Source organism: Acinetobacter sp. 24-47-62 (assembly GCF_056779765.1).
Genome location: NZ_JBWYIN010000045.1, coordinates 1 through 309 on the forward strand (window position 1 = coordinate 1; position 309 = coordinate 309).

1 protein-coding gene is annotated in these 309 nt (G+C 45.6%); it reads left to right on the top strand.

Annotated features, from left to right (window positions below):
* Window positions 1-309 (top strand): Ig-like domain-containing protein (locus AC1M87_RS14815; protein WP_481594126.1); only part of this gene is annotated, 309 nt, incomplete at both ends.

Genomic DNA, 309 nt, shown 5'->3' on the forward strand with positions numbered 1-309 from the left:
GTAACACAGGTGAATCTCAGCCAGAGAGCTTCGAGGTTGACACAGTAGCGCCTGAATTAACCATCGATGAGCTTAAGCCAACAAACGATACTACACCAACAATCTCAGGTAAGACTGAGCCAGGTGCAACAGTAAAAGTTGAAATCTTAGACAAAGATGGCAACCCTGTAGCAACAGGTGATGCGACTGTAGATCCAGAAGGTAACTGGACGTTCACACCGACTGAAGAATTACCAGAAGGTGAATATACAGTTAAAGCTGAAGCGAAAGATGCGGTGGGTAATACTGCTACTGAAACTGCGGATGGCA